This window comes from Arthrobacter sp. BG3 (genome assembly GCF_056680185.1).
Map to the genome: position 1 here is coordinate 476,059 of NZ_CM155270.1, position 24,537 is coordinate 500,595.

The 24,537-nt window shown below is 66.8% G+C and carries 22 protein-coding genes and 2 tRNA genes; 5 read left to right on the top strand and 19 right to left on the bottom strand.

The features are described from left to right. Positions 1–2: 2 nt before the first annotated feature. On the bottom strand, positions 3–1,094 hold the full coding sequence (locus AC1MFL_RS02160; RefSeq protein ID WP_479813099.1) for an ROK family glucokinase: 1,092 nt from the start codon (positions 1,092–1,094) through the stop codon (positions 3–5). Positions 1,095–1,336: 242 nt separating this feature from the next. On the opposite strand from AC1MFL_RS02160, the gene AC1MFL_RS02165 reads away from it, so the two are divergent. Next, entirely contained in the window at positions 1,337–3,157 is a 1,821-nt protein-coding gene (locus AC1MFL_RS02165) for an AMP-dependent synthetase/ligase (protein ID WP_479813101.1), read from the top strand. 235 nt (positions 3,158–3,392) lie between these two features. On the opposite strand, the gene AC1MFL_RS02170 is transcribed toward AC1MFL_RS02165, so the two are convergent. Continuing rightward, positions 3,393–6,788 carry a pyruvate carboxylase gene (locus tag AC1MFL_RS02170; RefSeq protein ID WP_479813103.1) on the bottom strand — a complete coding sequence of 1,132 codons (3,396 nt, stop codon included), beginning with the start codon at positions 6,786–6,788 and terminating at the stop codon, positions 3,393–3,395. A 335-nt stretch (positions 6,789–7,123) separates the two neighbouring features. Here AC1MFL_RS02170 and AC1MFL_RS02175 point away from each other — a divergent pair, with 335 nt between their 5' ends. Further along, a complete protein-coding gene (locus AC1MFL_RS02175) occupies positions 7,124–7,972 on the top strand; it encodes a ParA family protein (RefSeq protein ID WP_479813105.1) in 849 nt (282 codons plus the stop codon). Between the two features lie 129 nt (positions 7,973–8,101). Here AC1MFL_RS02175 and AC1MFL_RS02180 read toward each other — a convergent pair whose 3' ends face one another. The 5 genes from AC1MFL_RS02180 to gcvH form a co-directional block, all read right to left on the bottom strand. Then, entirely contained in the window at positions 8,102–8,698 is a 597-nt protein-coding gene (locus AC1MFL_RS02180; protein WP_069951277.1) for a MerR family transcriptional regulator, read from the bottom strand. 270 nt (positions 8,699–8,968) lie between these two features. After that, positions 8,969–9,472, bottom strand: coding sequence for a bifunctional nuclease family protein (locus AC1MFL_RS02185; protein WP_226762347.1), 504 nt, complete (start codon positions 9,470–9,472; stop codon positions 8,969–8,971). Further along, positions 9,472–10,188 carry a transcriptional regulator FtsR gene (ftsR, locus tag AC1MFL_RS02190; RefSeq protein ID WP_479813107.1) on the bottom strand — a complete coding sequence of 239 codons (717 nt, stop codon included), beginning with the start codon at positions 10,186–10,188 and terminating at the stop codon, positions 9,472–9,474. The genes AC1MFL_RS02185 and ftsR overlap by 1 nt, the downstream gene beginning before the upstream one ends. Before the next feature lie 23 nt (positions 10,189–10,211). After that, positions 10,212–10,688: an FHA domain-containing protein gene (locus AC1MFL_RS02195; RefSeq protein ID WP_479813109.1), complete on the bottom strand. Its 477-nt coding sequence runs from the start codon at positions 10,686–10,688 to the stop codon at positions 10,212–10,214. 153 nt (positions 10,689–10,841) lie between these two features. Beyond that, positions 10,842–11,228, bottom strand: coding sequence for a glycine cleavage system protein GcvH (gene gcvH, locus AC1MFL_RS02200; RefSeq protein WP_479813111.1), 387 nt, complete (start codon positions 11,226–11,228; stop codon positions 10,842–10,844). A gap of 146 nt (positions 11,229–11,374) precedes the next feature. On the opposite strand from gcvH, the gene AC1MFL_RS02205 reads away from it, so the two are divergent. Next, positions 11,375–12,244, top strand: coding sequence for an Fpg/Nei family DNA glycosylase (locus tag AC1MFL_RS02205; protein ID WP_479813113.1), 870 nt, complete (start codon positions 11,375–11,377; stop codon positions 12,242–12,244). 91 nt (positions 12,245–12,335) lie between these two features. Here AC1MFL_RS02205 and AC1MFL_RS02210 read toward each other — a convergent pair. The 7 genes from AC1MFL_RS02210 to AC1MFL_RS02240 form a co-directional block, all read right to left on the bottom strand. After that, positions 12,336–12,406 (bottom strand) — tRNA-OTHER (locus AC1MFL_RS02210). Between the two features lie 173 nt (positions 12,407–12,579). After that, positions 12,580–13,389, bottom strand: coding sequence for a hypothetical protein (locus AC1MFL_RS02215; protein WP_479813115.1), 810 nt, complete (start codon positions 13,387–13,389; stop codon positions 12,580–12,582). Positions 13,390–13,576: 187 nt separating this feature from the next. Further along, a complete protein-coding gene (locus AC1MFL_RS02220) occupies positions 13,577–13,888 on the bottom strand; it encodes a hypothetical protein (protein WP_479813117.1) in 312 nt (103 codons plus the stop codon). Positions 13,889–14,558: 670 nt separating this feature from the next. Then, complete coding sequence (locus AC1MFL_RS02225) at positions 14,559–15,740, bottom strand: phage major capsid protein (protein ID WP_479813119.1); 1,182 nt, start codon at positions 15,738–15,740, stop codon at positions 14,559–14,561. Positions 15,741–16,060: 320 nt separating this feature from the next. Then, positions 16,061–16,312 carry a hypothetical protein gene (locus AC1MFL_RS02230; protein ID WP_479813121.1) on the bottom strand — a complete coding sequence of 84 codons (252 nt, stop codon included), beginning with the start codon at positions 16,310–16,312 and terminating at the stop codon, positions 16,061–16,063. 197 nt (positions 16,313–16,509) lie between these two features. Then, entirely contained in the window at positions 16,510–17,607 is a 1,098-nt protein-coding gene (locus AC1MFL_RS02235; RefSeq protein WP_479813123.1) for an AAA family ATPase, read from the bottom strand. 322 nt (positions 17,608–17,929) lie between these two features. Beyond that, entirely contained in the window at positions 17,930–18,100 is a 171-nt protein-coding gene (locus tag AC1MFL_RS02240; RefSeq protein WP_479813125.1) for a helix-turn-helix domain-containing protein, read from the bottom strand. A 147-nt stretch (positions 18,101–18,247) separates the two neighbouring features. Here AC1MFL_RS02240 and AC1MFL_RS02245 point away from each other — a divergent pair, with 147 nt between their 5' ends. Both AC1MFL_RS02245 and AC1MFL_RS02250 read left to right on the top strand, forming a co-directional pair. Beyond that, a complete protein-coding gene (locus tag AC1MFL_RS02245) occupies positions 18,248–18,838 on the top strand; it encodes a helix-turn-helix domain-containing protein (RefSeq protein ID WP_479813127.1) in 591 nt (196 codons plus the stop codon). A gap of 1 nt (position 18,839) precedes the next feature. Next, positions 18,840–20,111 (top strand): tyrosine-type recombinase/integrase, encoded by a 1,272-nt coding sequence (locus tag AC1MFL_RS02250; protein WP_479813129.1) that lies wholly within the window; start codon positions 18,840–18,842, stop codon positions 20,109–20,111. Between the two features lie 56 nt (positions 20,112–20,167). Here AC1MFL_RS02250 and AC1MFL_RS02255 read toward each other — a convergent pair. The 5 genes from AC1MFL_RS02255 to AC1MFL_RS02275 form a co-directional block, all read right to left on the bottom strand. Next, positions 20,168–20,244: transfer RNA gene (locus AC1MFL_RS02255), tRNA-Pro, on the bottom strand. 152 nt (positions 20,245–20,396) lie between these two features. After that, entirely contained in the window at positions 20,397–21,947 is a 1,551-nt protein-coding gene (gene der, locus AC1MFL_RS02260) for a ribosome biogenesis GTPase Der (RefSeq protein ID WP_479813131.1), read from the bottom strand. Then, positions 21,944–22,669: a lysophospholipid acyltransferase family protein gene (locus tag AC1MFL_RS02265; RefSeq protein ID WP_479815269.1), complete on the bottom strand. Its 726-nt coding sequence runs from the start codon at positions 22,667–22,669 to the stop codon at positions 21,944–21,946. The genes der and AC1MFL_RS02265 overlap by 4 nt, the downstream gene beginning before the upstream one ends. A 28-nt stretch (positions 22,670–22,697) precedes the next feature. Then, the gene (gene cmk, locus AC1MFL_RS02270) at positions 22,698–23,426 is read right to left on the bottom strand and encodes a (d)CMP kinase (RefSeq protein ID WP_479813133.1); all 729 of its coding nucleotides are present in this window, start codon (positions 23,424–23,426) and stop codon (positions 22,698–22,700) included. Next, entirely contained in the window at positions 23,426–24,535 is a 1,110-nt protein-coding gene (locus AC1MFL_RS02275; protein ID WP_479813135.1) for a prephenate dehydrogenase, read from the bottom strand. Before AC1MFL_RS02275 ends, cmk begins: the two co-directional genes overlap by 1 nt. Between the last annotated feature and the right edge of the window lie 2 nt (positions 24,536–24,537).

Sequence of the window (24,537 nt, forward strand, 5' to 3'; positions counted from 1 at the left end):
TGCTAGCTGTGCATGCGGCTGCTGACCCGGGACAGGTCCGCGGCGCCGATCAGGCCGGCGTTCGGGCCGAGGGCCGCGAGCTCGATTTCCGCCGCGGGCCGGAAGCCGCGGCCGGTCAGGTTCCGGGCGAAGGCCTTCCGGGCCGGCCCGACCAGCAGTTCACCGGCGTCACAGAGTCCGCCGCCGATCACGAACTTGCCCGGATCCAGCGCGGCGGCAAGGTTCGCGAGGCCCAGTCCGAGCCATTCCCCGACGTCTTCGAGCAGCTCCCGCGAGGTCGCGTCCCCGGCCTTCGCCAGCTCGGTGACAATCACGCCGGTGATGCGATCCACGTGGCCGTCGACCGCTTTGAGCAGTTCCTGGGCCACCGGGGAGTTCGCGGCGGCGAGTTCCCGGGCCTCCCGCCCAAGTGCATTGCCGGACGCGTACTGTTCCCAACAGCCCCGGTTGCCGCACTCGCAGCGGTGGCCGCCGGGCATGATGATCTGGTGGCCGAACTCCCCCGCCACACCAAAGCGCCCGCGTTCCAGCCGGCCGTCCATCACCATGGCCCCGCCGATGCCGGTTCCGAGGGTGATGCAAACCAGGCGGCTCTGGCCCTGCCCGGCGCCGAAGCGCCACTCCGCCCAGCCGGCCGCATCGGCGTCGTTGGTCAGCAGCACCGGCCGGCGAAGCAGCCGCTGCAGGTTGTCGCGGAGGGGCTCGTTGCGCCAGGCCAGATGGGGGCTGAAGAGCACCGTGCCGCCGTCGAGGTCCATCCAGCCGGCCGCGCCGATCCCGACCGACCAAATCCGGTGGCCCTCGCCCAGCTCCTCGACCAGCTCCACAATCACCTGTTCCACCGCACGGGGGTCGTTGCCCGGCGTGGACCGCTTGGCCTGGGCCAGGATCCGTCCCTCCGCGTCGACCACACCGGCCGCCACCTTGGTCCCGCCGATGTCCACGCCAATGGCGAGGCCCTTGCGGCCCAGCCGCAGGTGCTCACGGAAACCCTGGCCGGCCGGCCCGGCGGGTGCGCCGGCCAGCGTCCTGCGCCGCCAGGCGGCCGTCCTGCGGTACGGGCCGGGCTGCTGTCCAGGTGTAGGTGTGTGCATGGTTCCCTATCCTATTCGCCGGAACGGCCGGGCACGGGCCGCATCACCGGACAGCCCGGGGATCTCCACAGGACCGGGGCTCCGCCGGCAGCCATTGCCTGAAAATCCTCTCCGGCGGCCGCGCCGGGGTTACCAAACTGTAAGGTTACTCGCCGGTAGGTGTTGTAGAACACACATGCCTGGAACCGCATACTAGTGTTAGTCGTACCCCTCGCGGGTCCATGGATATCAAAGGAGCTAACGTGCGAGAAATCAGTGTCCCGGCCCTGGTGAACACCCCCCGGGAAATGAACGTCACGGATCTGGTCCTGCGCCAGGCGGCCAAGGCCTCGAATCCGGCACTGTTCTCGAAACTTGACGCCGCAGGAGCGTGGCAGGACATCCGGGCCACCGACTTCCTGGCCGATGCGTCGCTGCTCGCCAAGGGCCTGATGGCCAGCGGCGTCGCCGCCGGCGACCGGGTCGGCATCATGTCCCGCACCCGGTACGAATGGGCCCTCATTGACTTCGCCATCTGGTTCGCCGGTGCGGTCTCCGTGCCGATCTATGAGACCTCCTCCCCTTCCCAGGTGGCCTGGAACCTGGGCGACTCCGGCGCCGTCGCCGCTTTCGGCGAGACCGCTCACCACGAAGACATCATCCGGCAGGCCGCGACCTCCGAAGGCCTCACGCACCTTGCCCACGTCTGGCAGCTCGAAGGAACCGGCCTCGACGAGGTCCGCGCCGCCGGTGCGACGGTCAGCAACGAGGAGCTTGAGGCGCGCCGCAGCCTGGCCACCCTCGACGACCTCGCCACGATCATCTACACCTCCGGCACCACCGGCCGGCCCAAGGGCTGCGAGCTGACCCACGGCAACTTCGTGGAACTCTCCGAGAACGCGCTGGCCACTTCGCTGAACAAGATTGTCCACGAACAGGCCCGGACGATCATGTTCCTGCCGCTCGCCCACGTGTTCGCACGCTTCATTTCAGTGCTCGCGGTCGCCGCCGGCGTCACGGTGGCACACACGCCGGACATCAAGAACCTCCTGCCGGACCTGCAGAGCTACAAGCCAACCTTCATCCTCGCGGTGCCGCGGGTCTTCGAGAAGGTCTACAACTCGGCGCTCACCAAGGCCGAGGACGGCGGCAAGGGCGCCATCTTCCACCGGGCCGCCGACACCGCCATCGAATTTTCCCGCGCGCGCCAGGCCGGCAAGATCAGCCTGGGCCTCAAGCTCAGGCACACCGTTTTCGACAAGCTCGTCTACGGCAAGCTCCGCGCCGCCATGGGTGGCGAGGTGGCCCACGCTGTCTCCGGCGGCGGCCCGCTGGGCGAGCGGCTGGGGCACTTTTTCCAGGGCATCGGCATGCAGATCCTGGAGGGCTACGGGCTGACCGAAACGACGGCCCCGGTCACCGTGAACACGCCGGACCTGATCAAGATCGGTACCGTCGGCGCCCCGATTCCCGGCAACGCCGTGAAGATCGCCGACGACGGCGAAATCCTCGCCAAGGGCGTGTGTGTCATGCGCGGCTACTACAAGCGCGAGGACCTCTCCGCTGAGTCCTTTGTCGACGGCTGGTTCCGCACCGGCGACATCGGAATGCTCGATGAGCAGGGATTCCTGACCATCACCGGGCGCAAGAAGGAAATCATCGTCACGGCCAGCGGCAAGAACGTTGTACCGGCCCTGCTGGAGGACCAGATCCGGGCCGACGCGCTGGTCTCGCAGGTGCTGGTGGTCGGTGACAACCGGCCGTTCATCGGCGCCCTGGTCACCCTCGACGAGGAGGCCCTGCCGGGCTGGCTGCACCGCCACGGGCTGCCCGCTTCCACGACCGTTGCCGAAGCCACCGACAATGCGGCGGTCAAGGCCGCGGTGCAGGAACTCATCAACGGTGCCAACCAGTCGGTCTCCCAGGCCGAGGCGATCAAGTCCTTCCGGATCGTGCCGGCCGACTTCACGGAGGCCTCCGGTCACCTGACGCCGTCGATGAAGGTCAAGCGGGCCCAAGTGATGAAGGACTTCGAAAACGTCATCGAGGAGATGTACGGCGCCCCGCGTCCCAGCCAGGTCTAGGCGCCCCGCCCCACCCCAAACAAAGCGCACCCCCAAACAACGCGCACCCCCAAACAACGCGGGGTCAGATACGGCCCATCCGCATGCCACGGAGGGGCCGTATCTGACCCCGCGTTGCTGTGCCGCGTTGGTGTGCCGCCTCGGTGTGCCGCCTTGGTGTTTGTGGTTCCGATACGGCGAAGGGTCCTTCCAGCTTTGGCCGGAAGGACCCTTCGTTGTAGTCGCTGCGTTGCGGCTATTCGACGACCAGCAGAAGGTCCCCGCCCTGGACCTGCTCGATCGCGCCGACGGCGAGGCGCGAGACGGTGCCGGCCACCGGCGTCGTGATGGACGCCTCCATCTTCATGGCTTCGATCGTGGCGACGGTGTCGCCGGCCTTGACCGACTCGCCCGCCTTGACGGTCAGGGTGACGGCGCCAGCGAACGGTGCGGCCACCTGGCCCGGCTGGGAGGCGTCGGCGCGCTCGGCGGCCTTGACGTTGCTGACCACGGAACGGTCACGGACCACGACTGGGCGGGACTGGCCGTTGAGCGTGCACATGACGGTGCGCATGCCCTTCTCGTCCGGTTCGGAAACCGCCTCGAGCGAGGCGATCAGGCGGACGCCCTTCTCCAGCTCGATCTCGTGCTCGGCGCCGCGCTGCAGCCCGAACAGGTAGTCGCGGGTGTCCAGCACCGAAAGGTTGCCGTAGGACTCCACGCTCTTCTGGTAGTCCTTGGTGGGACCGGCGAAAAGGAGCCGGTTGAGCGTCTGCTGCACGGTCTTGGAGTCGGACTTGAGCGCAGCGCTGTCCTCGGCGCTGAGCTCGACGTCGCGGACCTTGACCGTGCGGCCCTGCAGGGCCTTGGTGCGGAACGGTTCCGGCCAGCCTCCGGGCGGGTCGCCCAGCTCACCGGACAGGAAGCCGATCACGGAATCCGGGATGTCGTATTTCTGCGGGTTCTCGTTGAAGTCGGCGGGATCGGCGTTGAGGCCCACAAGGTGCAGGGCCAGGTCACCCACGACCTTGGAGGACGGCGTGACCTTCACGAGCCGGCCCAGGATGCGGTCGGCGGCGGTGTACATGTCCTCGATGGCCTCGAAACGCTCCCCGAGTCCCAGCGCGATCGCCTGCTGGCGCAGGTTGGAGAGCTGGCCGCCGGGGATTTCGTGCTGGTAGACCCGTCCGGTGGGGCCCGGGAGGCCCGATTCGAAGGGTGCGTAAACGCGGCGGACGGCTTCCCAGTAGGGTTCCAGGGCGCAGACGTTCGCCAGGCTCAGCCCGGTGTCCCGCGGCGTGTGGGCAAGGGCTGCCACCAGGGCGGAGGCCGAGGGCTGGCTGGTGGTGCCGGCGAGCGAGGCGGAGGCGACGTCGACGGCGTCGACTCCGGCGTCGACGGCGGCCAGCAACGTGGCCAGCTGCCCGCCGGCGGTGTCGTGCGTGTGCAGGTGGACCGGGAGGTCGAAGCGTTCGCGCAGGGCCGTGACGAGGCGTGCAGCCGCGGCGGGACGCAGCAGGCCCGCCATGTCCTTGATCGCCAGGATGTGAGCGCCGGCGTCGACGATCTTCTGTGCCAGCTCCAGGTAGTAATCCAGGGTGTACAGCGTCTCATCCGGGTCCAGCATGTCCGCGGTGTAGCAGAGTGCGACCTCCGCGACGGCGGTGCCCGTCTCACGGACGGCGCGGATTGCCGGTGCCATCTGGTTGACGTCGTTGAGCGCATCGAAGATGCGGAAGATGTCGATGCCGGTGGCGGCGGCCTCGTTGACGAACGCGACCGTGACCTCTTCCGGGTACGGGGTGTAGCCGACCGTGTTGCGGCCGCGCAGGAGCATCTGCAGGCAGACGTTCGGCAGCGCCTTGCGCAGCGCGGCGAGCCGGTGCCAGGGGTCCTCGCCGAGGAAGCGCAGGGCCACGTCGTAGGTGGCACCGCCCCAGGCCTCGACGGAGAGCAGTTCCGGGAGGAGCTTGGAGACGGCCGGGCCGGCTGCCACGAGGTCGCGGGTCCGGACCCTGGTGGCGAGCAGCGACTGGTGGGCGTCGCGGAACGTGGTGTCCGTGACGGCGACCGCGTTCTGCTCGCGGAGGGCCTTCGCGAAGGCTTCCGGGCCCAGCTCCAGCAGCCGCTGCCGGGAGCCGGGCGCGGCGGCGGCGTCATTCAGGGCGGGGAGCTTGGCGGCGGGATCGCTGTGGACCGTGAGCTCGCCGTTGGGCTTGTTCACGGTCACTTCGGCGAGCCAGGTCAGCAGTTTGGTGCCGCGGTCAGCGGAGACCCGGGCCTTGAGCAGCTGGGGGCGTTCGTCGATGAACGAGGTGGCCACGTTGCCGGCAATGAAGTCGGCGTCGTCCAGGACAGCCTGCAGGAAGGAGATGTTGGTCGAGACGCCGCGGATGCGGAACTCGGCGAGGGCACGGCGGGCCCGGGCCACGGCGGCCGGGTAGTCGCGGCCGCGGCAGGTCAGCTTGACCAGCATCGAGTCGAAGTGCGGGCTGATCTCGGCTCCGGAGTAGACGGTGCCGCCGTCGAGCCGGACACCGGCGCCGCCGGCGGAACGGTAGCCGGTGATCTTGCCGACGTCGGGCCGGAAGCCGTTGGCCGGGTCCTCCGTGGTGATGCGGCACTGCAGGGCGGCGCCCTTGAGCTGGACCGTCTCCTGCGAGAGTCCCAGGTCCGCGAGGGTCTCGCCGGCGGCGATCCGCAGCTGCGCCTGGACCAGGTCGACGTCGGTGACTTCTTCGGTGACGGTGTGCTCGACCTGGATCCGCGGGTTCATTTCGATGAAGACGTGCTGGCCGGCCCGCTCCCCGACGGTGTCGACGAGGAATTCCACCGTGCCGGCGTTGACGTAGTTCAGCGCCTTGGCGAACTTCACGGCGTCCCGGTACAGTGCCTGGCGGATGCCTTCGTCCAGGTTCGGCGCCGGGGCGATCTCGATGACCTTCTGGTGGCGGCGCTGGATGGAACAGTCGCGTTCGAAGAGGTGCATCACGTTGCCCTCCGCGTCGGCCAGGATCTGGACCTCGATGTGGCGGGGGCGCAGCACGGCCTGTTCCAGGAACATGGTGGGGTCGCCGAAGGCCGCGTCGGCCTCGCGCATGGCGGCCTGCAGGGCTTCGGGCAGGGCATCGCGGGTGTCGACGCGGCGCATGCCGCGCCCGCCGCCGCCGGCGACGGCCTTGGCGAAGATGGGGAACCCGATGACGTCGGCGGCCGCGATGAGCTCGTCGACGTCCTTGGAGGGCTGGGAGGATCTCAGGACGGGGACGCCGGCTTTGCGGGCCGCCTCAAGGGCTGCGACCTTGTTGCCGGCCAGTTCCAGGACCTCGGCCGGCGGCCCCACGAAGGTGATGCCTGCTTCCGCGGCGGCCCGGGCCAGGCGCGGATTCTCGGAAAGGAAGCCGTAGCCGGGGTAGATGGCGTCGGCGCCGGATTCCTTGGCCACGCGCACAACCTCGTCGACGTCGAGGTAGGCCCGGACGGGATGGCCCTCTTCACCGATCAGATATGCCTCGTCGGCCTTCTGGCGGTGGATTGAGTTGCGGTCCTCGTTCGGGAAGACAGCTACGGTCTTGGCACCAAGTTCGTAGCCGGCGCGGAAGGCACGGATCGCGATTTCGCCGCGATTGGCCACCAGAATCTTCGAAAACATGCTTCTCCTGCATCATCGCGGGTGTATCGGTAAGTGGTCACAGTGTCTAAGACACGGACGGGCAAACACAAATTATTGTGGCGACCGTCACAGCGGTGCGCGTCACGTATGCCGGATTAGGCACGTAGATCACGCAACGCCGGATCCCGGCCCCGGTTGCAGCATATCCATGATCCGCCGCTCCGGCACGCGACGGGGCACCCGATGAGGCGGGTTTCGGCGGAACGGCAACATATGATGAGGGGGTGGGTGGCGCATGCTCGCCCCGGTTCCGGAGAACGCAGGAGCCGGCAGGACCCCGTCCCGGCAACCGGCGTTAGGTATTGGTTTCTCAAGTGCAAGTAGTCAGCATCAGCAGCCTCAAAGGCGGTGTCGGCAAGACATCGGTGACCACAGGACTGGCGTCCGCGGCATTGGCCGCCGGCATCCCCACCCTCGTCGTCGACCTTGATCCCCACGCGGATGCCAGCACGGCCCTCGGAGTCCGGCCGGGCGACCAGCTGGACATCGGCCGGATGCTCAAGTCTCCCCGGCGGGCCCGGCTGGCCGAGAACGTGGTTCCGAGCGGCTGGGCGGACCGCGCATCCGCCAACGGCGGCGCTCCCGCCGGCCGAACAGCCGTCCTCGATGTGGCTGTCGGCTCCGCCTACACCGGCATCTACGACCGCCCCGACCTGGGCCGCCGCGACCTGCGCAGGCTCTCCGCCGTGCTCGCCGGCGCGGAGAAGTACGAACTGGTCCTCGTGGACTGCCCGCCGTCCCTGAACGGGCTCACCAGGATGGCCTGGTCCGCCAGCGACAAGGTCACCCTCGTGGCCGAGCCCGGCCTCTTCTCCGTCGCGGGCACGGAACGCACCATGCGGGCCATCCAGCTGTTCCGGCAGGAATTCGCCCCGAACCTCTCCCCCGCCGGCATCGTCGCCAACCGGGTGCGCACCGGGTCCGCCGAACACACCTTCCGGCTCGCCGAGATGGAGTCCATGTTCGGCGAACTGCTGCTCTCCCCGCACATCCCGGAGCAGGCCAACTGGCAGCAGATCCAGGGCGCGGCGCACTCCATCCACCACTGGCCAGGGGACTCGGCCAAGAATACCGCCGCACTGTTCGACACCCTGCTGGCGAACCTGCTGAAGGCGGACGGCCGGCCGTCCGGCGCCCCGGTCCGGGACCGCGCCCGGCGCTGAGCCCCGGTCGCCCCACCCGGGCAACCCCAAAACAACACAAACGCGGGGTCACTTAGCGCCTGTCCGGCCTGCCGTAATGGGCGCTAAGTGACCCCGCGTCGGTGTTTGGGGGCGTTGCTGGTGGGCGGGTCAGCCGATTTTGCGGGCGGCCCTGCGCTTGCCGAGCTCGTCGCCGGGGAAGGACTGGTCGCTGGCGTGTTCGCTGGGAAGGGCTGCGAGGCTGCCTTCCACTTCCCGCCAGACGCGGCCGACGGCGATGCCGAAGACGCCCTGGCCGCCCTGGACGAGATCGATCACTTCGTCGGCAGAGGTGCACTCGTACACGCTGGCGCCGTCACTCATCAGGGTGATCTGGGCGAGATCCTCGACGCCGCGTTCCCGGAGGTGCTCGACGGCGGTGCGGATCTGCTGCAGGGAAACGCCGGTGTCGAGGAGCCGCTTGACGACTTTGAGGACCAGGATGTCGCGGAAACCATAGAGCCGCTGGGAGCCTGAACCGGCGGCGCCGCGGACGGCAGGTTCCACCAGTCCGGTGCGTGCCCAGTAATCCAGCTGGCGGTAGGTGATGCCGGCCGCCTTGCAGGCAGTGGGACCGCGGTAGCCCGCGTCCTCATCCAGGACAGGGAGATCCTCGGTGAACAGCAGGCCCTGGGCACCGCTAGCGGGCACGGCTACACCAGCCGTCGAGGGCTGCTTGAGCTCGCCCGCTTCGCCTTTCGGACTCACGTGGATCCTCCTTGTCTTGGCTCCCCTGCGGAAAATGCAGCAACAACCAGTTGTCACTAGCTAAACAAAACACGGGTGGATAAAATTCATCCGTGTAATTCTGCCGGGGCTGCACCTTCCAGTGTGACCTGAGCGGCTGTTGCGTGCAATGGGAACTTGTACTTCTGACGTTAGGCCCGCCGGGGCCCAAGGTCAAAGACGTTCGGGGTATTGCCGGGGCGTGTCGAAACTTTCATCCTCGACTTTAACCTTGGCGCGGGGTCAGCCGGCTCAACCGGCGAAGTCTTCAGGCTCAACGTCGTCGAGGAACTCGCGGAAGCGGCGCAGTTCGCCCTCCTCGTCGACGGCGGGACCCGGGTGGGTGTCCTCGCCCTCGTCGTGTTCGGTGATCCGGACGCCCGCCTCTTCCATCACGGCGTCGGCGCACCAGATGCGGCACTTCGCGCGGAGAGCCAGTGCCAGGGCATCGGAGGCCCGGGAACTGACCGTGGTCCCGTTCTCGAACTGCAGCTGCCCGTAGAAGATGTTGTCCTCCACGGCCACAATGTTGACGCTGACGATCGAGTGGCCGAGGGTTTCGACGACGTCGATCAGCAGGTCGTGGGTCATCGGGCGCGGCGGCACGACCCCCTGCTGGGCGAGGGCGATGGCGCTGGCCTCGGGGGTGCCGATCCAGATCGGCACGTGCCGCTCCCCGTGGATTTCCTTAAGCAGGACAAGCGGCTGGTTGGACGGCAGTTCAATCCGCACGCCTACAATTTCGACCTCAATCATCAGATGTCCATCCTCGAGATCCGGTCCTGGACCAGGGCCCGGTGCAGCGTGAGGCAGAGCTCGCTGATTTCCCGGGCAGCCTCGGCGGCACGGGCGTGGGAAGCGGCGTCCTTGCGCGAGGTCAGCGTCGCCACGGCACGCTCCACCAGCCCGAACTCGCGTTCGGCGGCAGCCTGGAACGGCCGCAGGTGCCGCGGTTCCAGTCCGTGGCCCTCCAGTTGGACGCAGGCGCGGGCAACCTGGAGGGCGTGCTCATCGAATTTTCCATTGACATGGCCGATCAGGCCGAAACTCAGGAGCGATTCGACCAGCGGCACGCTCGCGCCGGACTCGGCGCGGAGTTGTTCCTCGGAGAGCCGGCGGACCCGGTTCTGCAGCTCGGCAGCCAGTTCCTCGGAAACGATCCGCGGCGAGACCGTGACCCCGGGCGGCAGATTGTCCGGGCGTTCCCCGCGGTCGATCGCATCGAGGTAGTCCTTGATGACCTTCAACGGCAGGTACTGGTCGCGCTGGAGGGACAGCACGAAGCGCAGCCGCTCGACGTCGCTCTCGGAGTACTGCCGGTACCCGGCAGGTGTCCGCTGGGGATTGATCAGTCCCTTTTCCTCCAGGAACCGGATTTTTGACGCAGTCATGCTTGGGAAGTCGTCGCTCAGCTGAGCCAGGACTTCCCCGATGTTCAGAACCTGGGGTCCGCGCCGTTCCGCTTGTGCCATGGCCACAGGCAGCTACCCCGGAATCAGACGTTGCCTGCTGCGCGGGCAGGGCTCAGGTAGAAGGTAAGGCGGAACTTCCCGATCTGCACTTCGTTGCCGGACTTCAGCTCCACGCTGTCGACGCGGTCGTGGTTCACGTAGGTGCCGTTCAGGCTTCCGGTGTCCACTACTTCGAAGCTGCGCGCCGTGCGGCGGAACTCGACGTGCCGGCGGGAAACCGTGACGTCATCGAGGAAAATGTCGGCGTCCGGGTGCCGGCCCGCCGTCGTGATGTCCGAATCCAGCAGGAAACGGGCGCCGGTGTTGGGGCCGCTGTGCGCAACCAGCAGGGCAGAGCCGTACGGGAGTGCCTCGACCGCGGACCGCTCCTCAGCCGAGAGCTTCGGGGCGATGGTCGGTTCGTCGCGGATCGGGGTGAGGTTGATCGACGTGGTCTCCGAAGCCTTCACTCCACCCGTGCCATAACCGTCACCGGTGTTGTTGCGTTCGTGCCCAAACATTGATTCCTCCATTCGCTGCAGGTGTCCCCCCTGCAAACAACGCATGCCGTCCGGAAAAGCCTGGCAAATCCGGGATACAGCCCCTCGGCGGGCGCTGTTCCGCCGGTTTCCCGACGGTTGTTCCAACGACCCGGCCCGAAAAAGGGCTTAGCTTTAGCCTACCTGTTGTTCGTACTCCGATGCACTGAGGAGCGACTCGACCGCGTCGGCTTCCGCGAGCTTGATTTCCAGCAGCCAGCCCTCACCGTACGGATCCGAATTGATCAGGGCGGAATCCGTGTCCAGGGCCTCGTTGCGGGAGACCACTTCACCGGCAACGGGGGCGTAGATGTCGCTGACGCTCTTGGTCGACTCGACCTCGCCGATGACGTCGTTGGCCTTGATTGTGGTCCCGACCTCCGGCATCTGGGCGTACACGACGTCCCCAAGCGCGTCCTGGGCAAAATCGGTGATGCCCACGCGCACCACGCCGTCCGCGTTCGGGGCAGAGACCCACTCGTGTTCCGCGGTGTAGGACAGCTCTTCGGGAATGATGCTCATGACGGGCCTTTCATCGGGTCAATCACCAATGTCGACGGCGGTCAGCTGAACTGTCCGCCGCTGAAAGTATAGGCATATCCGGCCTGCCCCGGGGAGGACTCTGACATGATGGGGCGATGACAGATCAAGCCGGTATCGGCTAGGCAATGCCGGAGCTTCCGGAAGTCGCGGCCCTGGCGGAATTTCTCGCCGGGAAGCTGCGTGGTTCGGTTGTCACAAGGATCCAGCCTGTTTCGTTCGCGGTCCTCAAAACGGCGGATCCGCCCGTCTCCGCGCTCGAGGGCAGGACCGTGACGGGGGTGCGCCGCTTCGGCAAATTCGTCAGTGTGGAGGCCGACGGCCTGTATTTTGTCTTCCACCTGGCCAGGGCGGGCTGGGTCCGCTTCACCGACAAGCCCAGTGATGTCCCGCTGAAGATGGGCAAGGGCCACATTGCCGTGCGGCTGTTGTTTTCCGGTGACTCCGGCCCGCTGGGCCTGGACCTGACCGAGGCCGGCACGAAGAAGAGCCTGGCGGTCTACGTGGTCCGGGATCCGCACGACGTGCCGGGAATCGCCGCGCTGGGACCTGATCCGTTCAGCCCCGGGTTCGACGTCGACGCCCTGGCGGACATCCTGGCAGCCAGTTCCCAGCAAATCAAGGGGGTCCTGCGGAGCCAGAGCGTAATTGCCGGCATCGGGAATGCCTACAGCGACGAGATCCTGCACGCGGCCGGCATGTCGCCCTTCGCCCTGGCGAAGTCCCTGGACCGGGAGGCGGTCCAGGGACTCTATGACGCCATCCACAGCATTCTGGGGACAGCGCTGCGGGAGGCGGCCGGCAAGCCGCCCACTGAGCTCAAGGACACCAAGCGGAGTCACATGAGGGTCCACGGCCGGACCGGCGAGGCCTGCCCGGTGTGCGGTGACACCGTCCGCGAGGTGTCGTTTGCGGACACGGCCCTGCAGTACTGCCCGCGGTGCCAGACGAAGGGAAAGGTCCTGGCCGACCGCCGCACCTCGCGCTTCCTGAAATAGGCGGCGCGGGTTCGGCAGCGGCGGCGCAAACGGTGCGGGCTAAACAGAAAAACCCGCCGTTCCCTCATCGGGAACGGCGGGTACTTTCTGTTGGTCGGGCTGACAGGATTTGAACCTGCGACCCCTTGAAGCAATCAGCCCAATTCAGCCCAAAACAGCCCGTAACTGAGGCCGCCTATATATACGGAGAAAATCCCCAAAACACCGGCTCAAATCGGGCACCACCGAGGGCCCGGAATCCGGCCCCGACTGCCCGCCTCTGGAACGCATGTCCCCAAAATGTCCCCAACTGCGCCAGCATCGGCTGGGGGGCCGAGGTGGGCCGCTCAGACGAGCTACCTCCGCCGCCGAGCATCCCACAGCCGCCACGCCTCACTGGTCATCAACGTAGCCGCACCGTAGGACTGGACCACCTCAGCAACGCTCGACGTCATGCTCCGCAGTTCCCCACCTTCCGGCAACGGTGTCCGATCAGTGGCCCGCACATGGAACGGCCAAGCCCTCGCATGAGCAGCCGCGCTCGACATCCGCCACTCGTAAGCCAACGACAAGCGGAGCCACTCATCCGTGCCCTCTAGCCCGGACAAATGGACCGCAGCTTCTCGCATCATCGTCGTCGACTGGAGTTCGCCGGCGTAGGGCTTTCCCTTCCGGAGCTCCTTGGATTTCTCAACATCATCCGTCAGCCGTTGCGCCAACGCGTCGAGGTCCGCCAGGGAATCGGCGGGCAGATGCCCACGGATGAAAGCGTCGCCGGTGTAGTCCTTTACGAAACCCAGATGCTTTTTCCGTTCGTCGTACTCCACGGCCAGTGCCCGGAAACGGCGATCCGCGCGGTTGCCGGACAACACCCAGACCGCTTGCGACGCGCCCAGCAACGCGGCCCGCGTAACGGTAAAAAGGGATGACGGCCGGAGTGTTAGGCCCTTCTCAGCCAGATCCGCACCGAGCGCCAGATGATCAACAGCAGTGACAAGCCCATACCAGGCAGCGGACTCCACAGGACGCCCCAACAGACCTTCGTCGTCCTTGCCAATAGAGCTCCGAGGGTCCACCCGCTCGTGCTCCCCAGTGCGCTTCTCCCAAGCCCGAACAGCATCCACAGCGCGTTGCAGCCGCCGCAGCCAAACCTCGTCCTCATCCATCAGGCTACTCTAGCCACCGACAGCGACGGCCAAGCCGCCCGCACCGCTCAATCGCGCCCGATACTCTCCACAACTAACAGGCTGGCGAGCTGCCCCAGCTCCTCACGGAGCGCCGCGACTTCATCCCGCAACACCATGAGCTCCGGAGCACACCCGCATCCGCACACCGCCGGCCCGGCGTCGCCCATCACGCACCGGCCCGCCGACGTCGAGCAGGCACCACACCGGGCACCGCAGCACCGCCCTGAAGTCCCCGCAGCTGGGAAAGTTTCCCGCCGGCCCTCTCCTTTACCACCGGCACCGCCAGGGCCCGGCCCAGATCCTTGAGCGCCGACAAGTACGCCGCGGACAACCGCGTCGACGGCCCGACGTCATAACCGGCGTCGTCCATCTGCCCCGCGAGCTCCCGACACAACGCCAGCAACGCCGCGTGCTTATCCGTCAATATCCCGGCCCCCGCCTTAATGGTCCGCTCCAATGCTTCCCGCTGTGTGTCCATAACTGTTAGACGCCTTCCCGTTTCCGTACAGCCCCGACCGTCAGGGCAAAAACACCGCGGACGGGTAGAGATCACTGCCGGAACTCGCGTTTTCGATCACAAGCCCCAGCGATTCAGACCCCCTTACCCCCCGGTGTGTGTTCAGTGATGCACGCTGCCTTGTTCTTCCGCGTTTCGTGCCGTTTGCGGGTCCCTGGTGCTCCGCCGGTTTTGCGGACGGACAGCGCCTTGTGACGGTTCCGCCAGCCACCGGTGCCGGAAGGTTCCGGCCCCGCGTCCGCCTCCGGTCCGTGTCGTCCGGGAAGCCGGCCGCCGGCCTTGCTGCCGTGGTCGGGATGCCCGCACAGCTTCCGGCCGAGCCCGGCGTCCGCGTTGTCCCAGTTGTCCGCCGTCGTTGTCCGTGTCCGGTCCGTGCCAGCGGTGACCGAGGCCGGCCACCCCCACCCCCACCCCCAAGCGAGGCACCCCCAGTCAGGGCACCCAGCCCCAGGGATGACGACGGGCCCGGAGTCTCCCGGAAAGGAGAGACGCCGGGCCCGAAGTCTTATGCGCTGGAAAGACCAAGGGTCCCGCCCCATGCTAGGGCGTGAAGTCTTCCCATCGTTCCCGCTACGTGTGGACAAGATCAAAAGCCCCGCAGCGGGTGACGTTGACGCAAGTCATTGGCCGGTTACGCGGCCGCCGGGAGGGTAATCTCAGCGACGCCGAGCGGCTGGAACACCGACACCGAGAACCGACCTTCCGTCCGCGCCTTGAGCTGGTTCTTATCGAAGAGCACGCCGGAGGAATCCCACAGGGTTTCGATACCCTGCTGGTCCGTATCGACGGCGACGGCGGAAGCGTCCAGGACAACCGCGGTCCGCACCGCGACGGCAGACGACACCACGACGGGCACGCCCCACACGGTCCGCGCCGCACGATCCACCGGCCCGCCCAGGTCAAAGTTCCCGGACGTGTTCCGCTTGGTTTCGATCTTCTCCCAATCGGCAGGGTTGAGCATGAACACCGAACCCTCATGGCCGGCGGCCTCCAGAGCAGTAAGCGCCGCCCGCAGGGTCACGACATCGTCGGCACCGGCGGCAACCGCCTGAATCCCGGACGTGGACAGGATGCCGGCGATATGGCCCGCCGTGCCGTCGCCGTTCAGAATCTCTGCCTCCACGCCCAGGCCCAGACCGTAAAGCATCTCGTCCGCAATGAACCGCTCAAGGTTCGCGGAGTCCTGCAAAAGATACTTATCGAGAGGCTCGGAGACGTGAGCTACCACCTGCAGCTCGTTGTCCACGCCGGCGATTGAATACACCGACTGCGGCTTAGTGCCGCCCGGCGGGACCACGGCCGCGTTGTTCGTCCGCATGGTCTGCCGCATTGTTTTGAATGTTGGCGAGTCGCGGCGGATCAGCGGGAGGAAGTCCAGGACCGACGTCGCCGGCCGGCCCAGCGGCACGGCGTCACCCGTGACCGGGACGGAGGTCAGCACGGAGCCCGTCTCCACCAGAGCCTTCCGCCCGGCAGGGTCCCCGCCATAGGCGTGCATTTTCTTGGCGATCCCGGCAGCTGCACCCTTCCGGCCGCGGCCGGTCAGCGCAAGACGGTCAACACCGGCACCGGAACCGCCGGGCCCATCAATGCCCGCAGCGAGGGCCCGAGCCTGCGCCAGAATGTCCTCGTCCGACTGCGCCGCCTTGAGCGCGTCCAGGTGCCCAACGGCCGTGGTCCGGAGCCCGTCATATGCGGATTTTTCGGCCGGCGTCAGGTCCCGGCCGGCGTCGGCAGCTTTTTCGGCAATGGTCCGGGCTTCTTTAGCGGCAGCGCCGGCGGCCGCCCGCAAATTCTCAATACGAACACTCATGATGTGACCCTTTCAAGGGCAGGGGAATGCGGCCGAGTCCCGGCGCGCGAAAGTGATTTGAGAACACCAAGCGGGCTCCACGGTCCGGGACCGGGTCCGGTTCCTTGGAACTTGACGCCCGCAAAAGCGCCCTCGTCCCTTGACCTTGACCGGTGCCCAGCTGGCGGCACACATTCCTGGCGGTGCCGTTCCGCGGGCGGATTGAAACGGAAGAACCCGTCGTGACCGTTGGCAGTTGGCACCTACGCCGGCCGCCCGTTTGCGGCGGGCCCGTTGCGTTGGGACCAGACTACCGTCGCCGGCCGCCGGGAGCGCCGGCATTATTCCGGATCCTCAGAGCCGGCCGGGTCCGGTTCCTCGTGCAGGTGCCGGAGCATCAGCGCGGCCCACTCACCCAAGCCCAGATCCGTCCGGACAGTCCTGGCCGCCGTCATCATCCCGAGCAGGTAAACCGTGAGCTCGAGGACCTCGTCCGGGTCCAGACCGGAAAGCATCCCTATCGCGCCGGCCGGGTCCGTCGCGTAAGCGTGGATCAGGCCGAGCGTGTCGCGCTGAATTTGGGTGCTACTCATTTTTGCGTCCTTTTCGTTGAATATCTTCCGGCGTTTCCGCTGCTTCGCATTTCTGTCCCGCCGGTTCCGGATGCGCCGACGTCCGGCCGCGTCATCGTGTTCCGCGTTCCCAGCACATGGGGCCGGGGAACGGGGAACACCCGCCGCGCGCTGTTGTTCCGGGTTCCGCGGGAACAGGCACGGAACACGGAACAACCTCACGAGCCGGCCGTATCTTCAACTTGCCGGCGGTAAACCCTCCAGGTCCGGGTCGCCCGATCAGTGCCCCAGCCCAGACGGTCCTTGATGTCACGAACGGATGCCGGCTTAGGATCAAGCGCCTTCAAACTGGCAAGGTCCGGTCCTGGCACAGCTTCCGGCACCCCATCCCCCGACACCGGGGCCCAAACCGTCCACGACCCGTCGGCGGTCAGCCGGAACGTGCCGGCCAGCGGCTCCTTCTCGCCGCCAGGACTTGAAGCCCGCAAACCCCCGTGCCGGTCCTTCTGTATTCCGAGATAGCAGGAACCGCCACGGCCCGGAGAGAAGGCCTCCTTGATCCGGACGCGCAATGACGCCCCGCCAATCGCCCGGAGTTTCGCCGCCGTACCGGTAGGGCCCTTGGTCTCCGGATTCTTGGCAACATGATCGATGACTATGACGCAGCAGCCGGCACGCGCCAAGGGCTTGAGCGCGTGAGTATGGGCGATAGTGAAATCATCCGGGCTATTGGAGTTGAGGTTCAGCACCGGCAGCAGTTCCCCGACGCTGTCCATCACGACGACGGACGGAACCCAAACGCGCAGGTCCGCAACTGTCGCCATGAGGTCAGCCTTGTCCTCAGGTTCCTTGTACCGGAACACGCCCAAGTCAGACAAAGCTGGCACCGGGGCCCCCAAACCCAACAACCGGGTGACGGTTGACGCCATCCCGTTATGGTCGAGGTCCACCACAGCAGCAGAACATCCGCGACCCAGTGCCTCCGCAACGGCCGCCAACGCAACCCACGTCTTGCCCGACTCCGGCTCACCAAACAGCATATTGACCTGCCCTGAATAGAACACCGCCGCACCGTCGCTACGGATCAGGTGCGACGGAGCCGGAGGCTCAGGCAGCGTACCGGCGAGCAGACCGGCCACGTCGCCGTAAATCACCGCCGGCGTAGCGTTCCCCGTTCCTGCCCCCTCTGTCCGGGGAACGCGGAACGCTGCCGAAACGTCCACCAGATCATCGCGAGCATCCCGCCCGGCTTCCCCGAACTCCGTAACTACGGAGCCCCGTTCTGGTTCCGTCACCGGCGCGAATTGGTAGCTCATGCGCGGCCACTCCCACACCAGGCACCCAGGCGTGCCCGGACCTCCCACGGACGCCAGCCCGCCCGTTCCAGGCGCAGTGTCTCCGCCATCAACTCGCCCCCGTTGAGCCCGAACTGCACCGGAGCCAGCCGGAAGGATTCGGGGCACGGGTCCAATGTGTCCCGGCGTCCGTCTTCCAACGGCGGGCAGCGAAGCGACGCCAGCCGCCGGCGGGCTAGACTCGTAGATAGTTCAAGATTTACCGCCCCCACTGCTTCCCGGCTTTGGGGGTTTTCTTGTGCTGGCCTCATCCTGGACCGCCGCCAGGCCCCAGCCCCCTGATTCACCGGACACCCACAATGTGTTCGTTTTCGTAGGTTTCGACGTCGGCGACGCGATAGCGGACGGCACCGCCGATCTTCACGTACGCGGGCCCCCGCCGTTCATAGCGCCACTGCCCAAGAGTCCGGGCCGGCACCTGCCAACGCTCCGCCAGATCAGCGGTGGTCAACATGCCCGCAGTCATTCTTCGTTCTGTTTCGATCTGCACCAACCGGTCCCTCCGTTTTGTTGCGAACCGCAACACCCCGATGTAACTACAGGATGCCCCTAGATACAACGCGTTGTAGCAGGTGACAACACCAGCGTGTACTGTGACAACATGAAACAGGCAGAAAACCCTAAGAACCGAACGTCTGCCCTCCCTTGGGAGACAGCTTTCGCGAAGTCGCTTGCCCGTCGTCGTCTTGATTTTGAAATGTCGCAGACCGAACTTGCCCGCCGAGCAACTGAAGCCGGCCTACCGCTGTTCCAGCAGCAGATACAGCGCATCGAGAACCTTGCGCGCCCTGTCAGTCTCAACGAGGCCATCCTGCTCGCCCAAATCCTGGAGGGTGACCCATGGCGCATGGCCGCCCGAATGGTCGATGACGACACCGCCGGGAGCATCCTGATGGCAGCGCAGGAGGCAGCACAGCAGGCGGCCTTCCAGGCAATCAACAGGATTACCGACGAGGAAGGACGGCTAGGCCAGGCAGTTCGAGAAGCCGGTGAACGGCTGGAGCAGTACAGCGACTACTTGCGGGAACGTCATCCCGAAGACTTCCACGAAAAGCTCAAGCCCTACGTTGACCATCAGGAGCGCCTGGAATGGACCCAGCTTTTGCTCTTCAACATGACGCGGTACCTATGGGACGAGAACGGCGAGCCACGTCTTCTTTCCCAGCCCCCCGTAAAAGACGCGGAAGGCTGACATGGCACGCGCATGGATAGAAGACCAGTGGCTCACAGCCGACAAGGTCAAGACGCCGAACCACGGCAAAGGGTCCCGCTGGAAGGTCTACTGGTGGGAAGACGGAACAGAGCAGGCCAAGAAGAGACGGTCCAAGCGATTCCAGCGCAAGCCCGACGCCGAGCAATGGGTCGCGAAAACAGAAAACGACCTGCGGGCCGGCACCTACCGGCCGCCCGAACACGCCGAGACCATGTTCGCCGACGTCGCCGCGGAATGGCTCAGCACGAGACTGGACATCAAGCCGGCCACATACCGCCGGTACGAGCGCGAACTGCGCAGCTATGTCCTGCCGCAGTGGGGGCCCCGGAGAATCGGCACCATCTCGAAACCCCAGGTCGCCGCGTGGATCACCGGCTTAAGCAACGGCACAGCCCCGGCCCGGTACAAAGTCAGAGGGACCGACCCGGCAGAGTACGAACCGGCCGGCACCATGAACCGGCCCCTCAGCGCCTCATCCGTGGACCACATCCACACCGTGGCGTCCGCTGTGCTGGGATGGGCGGTGGACACGGACCGGATACCCCGGAATCCCGCAGCCGGCGTCCGGCTGCCCCGAGTCACGGCCCCGGAACACGTCTACCTCAGCCACGAGCAGGTGGAGGCGCTCGCCATGGCAGCACATGACAAGGCCGGAGACGAAACGGACCGCGCGCTCGTCTATATGCTCGCCTATACCGGACTCCGCATCAACGAAGCTTTGGCCCTGCGTGTCTCAGGTTTGGACCTCATGCGGGCCCGCGCCCGGATCGCGGAAACATGGACAGTGGACAAGGACGGCAAGAGAGTACTGGGAACCCCCAAGACGCACGAGAAACGGGCCGTTCCGCTGCCCCGCTTCCTCGTCGCCGAGATGCAGCAGCTCACCGCAGGCCAGCCACAGGACGCCTTCGTGTTCCAGGCCGCACGCGGGGGCCCCATCCACGACCACAACTGGAGGACCCGGGTGTTCAACCTCGCAGTTGATGACGCCGACCTAGCGGCGATGGGCCTGACCCCGCACAAGCTGCGCCACACCGCCGCCAGCGCAGCGATAGCCGCCGGGGCCGACGTCAAAGTGGTGCAGCAGATGCTCGGACACAAGGACGCCACGGAAACCCTGAACACGTACGGCCACCTGTGGCCGGACCGGCTGGACGAGGTATCCCGCGCCCTCGAAAGCGCCCGGACAGAAGCCCTGAACCGGCAGCGCACCCTAGGCAATGTCCCCAAAATGTCCCCAAAGAGCGCCTGACCCGGAAACGACAAAAGGGCCGTTTCCCAGTGTCTACACCGGAAAACGGCCCTAATTGGTCGGGCTGACAGGATTTGAACCTGCGACCCCTTGACCCCCAGTCAAGTGCGCTACCAAGCTGCGCTACAGCCCGTTAGTTCCGCCGTTCTCCGCTCTGGATGAAATTCTCGTGGATTTCCAAAAGATTTCATCTGAGCAGTCCGGCCGAACCACCTCCAAAAGCTTACACGATTCCGGAGGGTGCCCGTGACACCTTCTGCATGTCACGGGCAAGGTGTGTCGGAATTAACGCTTCTTGCCGCGCTTTTCCCGCACACGCATGTTGACCTCGATCGGCGTGCCCTCGAAACCGAAGGTTTCGCGGAGCCGGCGGGTGATAAAGCGGCGGTAGCCCGGGTCCAGGAACCCGGTGGTGAAGAGCACGAACTTCGGCGGGCGGCTGGAGGCCTGGGTGCCGAAGAGGATGCGGGGCTGCTTTCCGCCGCGGACCGGGTGCGGGTGCGCGGCAACCAGCTCGCCCAGGAAGGCGTTGAGCCGGCCGGTGGAAATGCGCTTGTCCCAGCTTTCCAGGGCGGTGTCGAGGGCCGGGACCAGCTTGTCCTTGTGCCACCCGGTCAGCGCCGAGATGTTGACGCGCGGCGCCCACGCCACGTGGGCCAGGTCCTGCTCGATTTCACGTTCCAGGTAGCTGCGGCGCTCGTCATCCAGCAGGTCCCACTTGTTGAAGGCGAGGACCAGGGCACGGCCGGATTCGATGGCGAGCTGCAGGATGCGGACGTCCTGCTCGCTGAGGACTTCGTCCACCGCGAGGAGCACGACGGCGACCTCCGCCTTTTCGAGGGCGCTCTGCGTGCGCAGGGAGGCGTAGAAGTCGGCGCCCTGTGCCATGTGCTGGCGGCGGCGGATGCCGGCAGTGTCCACGAAACGCCAGGTGCGGCCGCCGAGTTCGATGAACTCATCGACCGGGTCACGCGTGGTGCCGGCAGTGTTGTCCACGACGACGCGCTCGGAGCCGGCCAGCTTGTTCAGCAGCGAGGACTTGCCGACGTTCGGACGCCCGATCAGCGCGATGCGGCGCGGACCGCCGGAGCGTTCCAGGCCTTCGATCGTGGAGAACTCGGGCAGGGTGTCCATCACGTGGTCCAGGAGGTCGGCGACGCCCCGGCCGTGCAGTGCCGAGACCGGGTACGGTTCGCCGAAGCCAAGGCCCCAGAGCCGTGCCGAGTCGGCTTCCTGCGCGAAGTCGTCCACCTTGTTGGCCACCATGATGACCGGCTTCTTGGACTTGCGGAGCATCTTCACGACGGCTTCGTCCGTGGCGGTGGCGCCGACGGCGGAGTCCACGACGAACAGCACGGCGTCGGCGAGCTCCACGGCCATTTCGGCCTGTTCGGCGACGCGGGCGTGGATGCCGCGGGCATCGTGCTCCCAGCCGCCGGTGTCGACGACCGTGAAGTTCCGGCCGTTCCAGGTGGCCGAGTACATCACCCGGTCACGGGTGACGCCGGGGGTGTCTTCCACCACGGCTTCGCGGCGGCCGAGGATCCGGTTCACCAGCGTGGATTTGCCCACGTTGGGCCGGCCGATGATGGCCAGGACCGGGTCCAGCTTGACCGGGCCGTCGAAGTCCTCGTCCTCATACTCGCCGCTCAGGAGGGCGGCGTCGTCTTCATCCAGCTCGTAGTCCTCCAGGCCGGCCCGGAGGGAGGCCGCGCGGACCTCTGCTTCTTCATCGTCCAGGGCGGCGAGGTGCTCGGCCACCTGGTCCGTGCCGGTGGGCGTGTATTCGTCTTCGCCGGCGCCGAATTGGCCGGAGGTTTGAGTCGTATCGCTCATTGCACTTTCCTTATGGGGTGATCTGCCGGCGTCCCGGCTACTGCTTCATGACGTTCTTGCGGGGAATCCGCGTCGGGCAAGGGCTGCCCGGTTCTTTGGATCGAGTCCTGGACATGGCGGGCCAGCGCGGCGCGGATCTCGGTTCCGGCCCTGTCCATTGAAACACGCCCGGTCTCGCCGGGCCTGCGGCTGACGTTGAGGGCACCGCCGAAGCTGACGTGCAGCTTGCGGCGGAGCCGGGGAACGGCGTCGAGGTGTTCGCCGCCCATGCGGGTGCCCAGGATGGCCACGGGGACCACGGTCGCGCCGGAATTCAGCGCGAGCCAGGCGACCCCGTTGTTGATGGCGGAGGCTTCGCCGCTGCCGCGCGTGCCTTCGGGAAGGATCCCGACGCACCGCCCTGCGTCGAGCACCCCCTTGGCCGTGAGGAGAGCCCCCCGGTCGCCCGCGCGGTCCACCGCAAGCTGGCCGGAGGCCTGGAGCACGCGGCCGAGGAAGCCGGCGAACATTTCTTTCTTGACCAGGATGTGCATGGCACGCGGCGACGCCCCGAACATCACGGGTCCGTCCAGGAAACTGATGTGGTTGCCGGCGAAGATCACCGGACCGGTGGCCGGGACGTTTGACCGCCCAGTGACCGAGGTCCGGTAGAGGACATGGTCCAGCAGCCAGCCCACGGGCCGGCTCCACAGAGTGGTCCACCGGGCCGGGACCTGCGCCATCGCCGGAACCCGGGCCGGCTGCCCCGCGTCAGTCACGGTTGATGGCCTGGTGGTTGACGATGCCGTGCACAATGCTGAGCGCGGCGTCGACGGTTTCGGCGAAGTCGAGCTCCGAGGAGTCCAGCGTCACCACCCCGTCGGCGGCCCGGGTGAAGTTCACCACGGTTGAGTCCTTCGCGTCGCGCTGGGTGACCTGCGCCGCAAGCTGTTCGGCGTTCTGGCTGCCGCCGAGCTGGATGCCCCGGCGGCGCAGCCGCGCCTCTTCGCTCGCGGTGAGCAGCATCCGCACTTCGGCGTGGGGCGCGACGACGGTGGTGATGTCCCGGCCTTCGACCACCATGCGGTGGTGGTGCTTGTCGATCAGTTCGCGCTGCCGGCGGATCAGTTCGGTGCGGGCACCGAGGGTGGTGGCGACGGCGCTGACGGCGGCGGAGATCGCCGGCTCGCGGATCGCGAGCGTAACATCGGTGCCGCCGACGCGGACGTATTCCTCCAGCGGGCTCGTGCTGATTTCCAGTGGAAGGCTCCTGGCGGCGGCCTCCACGGCGGCGCCGTCGTCCAGGTCCGTGCCGCTGTCCAGGCAGAGCCAGGTCAGCGCACGGTACATGGCGCCGGTGTCGAGGTACGCCAGCTTGAGCCGGCGTGCCACCTCTTTGCTGACGCTGGACTTGCCCGATCCGGACGGTCCGTCGATGGCTACGACGAGGCTTTTTCCGGGGCGGAGGATGTCCACGGTTTCAATAAGTTCCTGGGTCATTACTGGAGTACCCGCCATCCACGGTCATTGAGGGCTTCGATTAACAGTTCGTGCTTGTTCGGCAGCACGGAGATCTCCACCATGCCCACGTTCTGTCCCGAGGAGTGGTCCAGCCGGAGGTCCTCGAGGTTGACGCCGATCTCGCCGATCTCCGTCAGGAGCCTGGCGATCTGCCCCGGGGTGTCATCCACCAGGACGGTCAGCCAGGAGTACGCCTGCGGGGGTCCGCCGTGCTTGCCCGGAATGCGGGACTGGCCGGCGTTGCCTTCGCTGATCAGCTGGGCAAGATCGAGCCGGGCACCGGGCGCTGTCGGGTTCTCGAGCGTGCCGATGACCCGGTTGAGGTCCTCGCGGACGCCGTGCAGGATCTCCACGACCTTCTCCGCGTTCGCGCCGAGGATCTGCACCCAGAGGGTTGGATCACTCGCCGCGATCCGGGTGACGTCCCGCAGTCCGTTGCCGGCGAGGGACAGCGCATGCAGGGGGGTGCCCTGCAGCCGGCTGGCCACGAGTGAGGACACCACCTGGGGTACGTGCGAGACGAGCGCCACCGCCTCGTCGTGTTCCTCGGCCCCGAATTCGGACACGACGGCGCCGAGGTCCACAGCCAGCGCGCGCGCTGCCTGCAGAGCCTGGGGCTGTGTCTCCCCGGACGGGCAAAGGACCCACGGCATGGAGGTGAAGAGCTCGCCGCGGGCAGCGACGGGGCCCGACTTTTCCCGGCCCGCCATCGGGTGGGTGCCTACGTAGCGGCTGAGGTCGGCGCCGCGGCTGCGGAGCTCGGCCTGGATGCCGGCCTTCACGCTGGCGATGTCCACGACGGTGGCCTGGGGGTAGTCCGCGAGGGCGCGTTCCACCACATCCGCCGTGACATCCGGCGGTGCGGCGACGACCACGAGTTCCGGCTGTTCGCCGTCAAGGCGCGCCAAAGGCAGGCCTGCGCCGATGTCGACGGCGACGGCCTGGTTGGTGGGCGAAGGGTCGGAGAGGAAGACTGCCACTCCGCGGCCCCGCAGCCCCAGCCCGATGCTGGTGCCCAGGAGCCCGGTCCCCACGACCACCACCGGACCGTTGAGGTGGCCGCGGCCGTGGGTGCGAAAGGCGGACATGC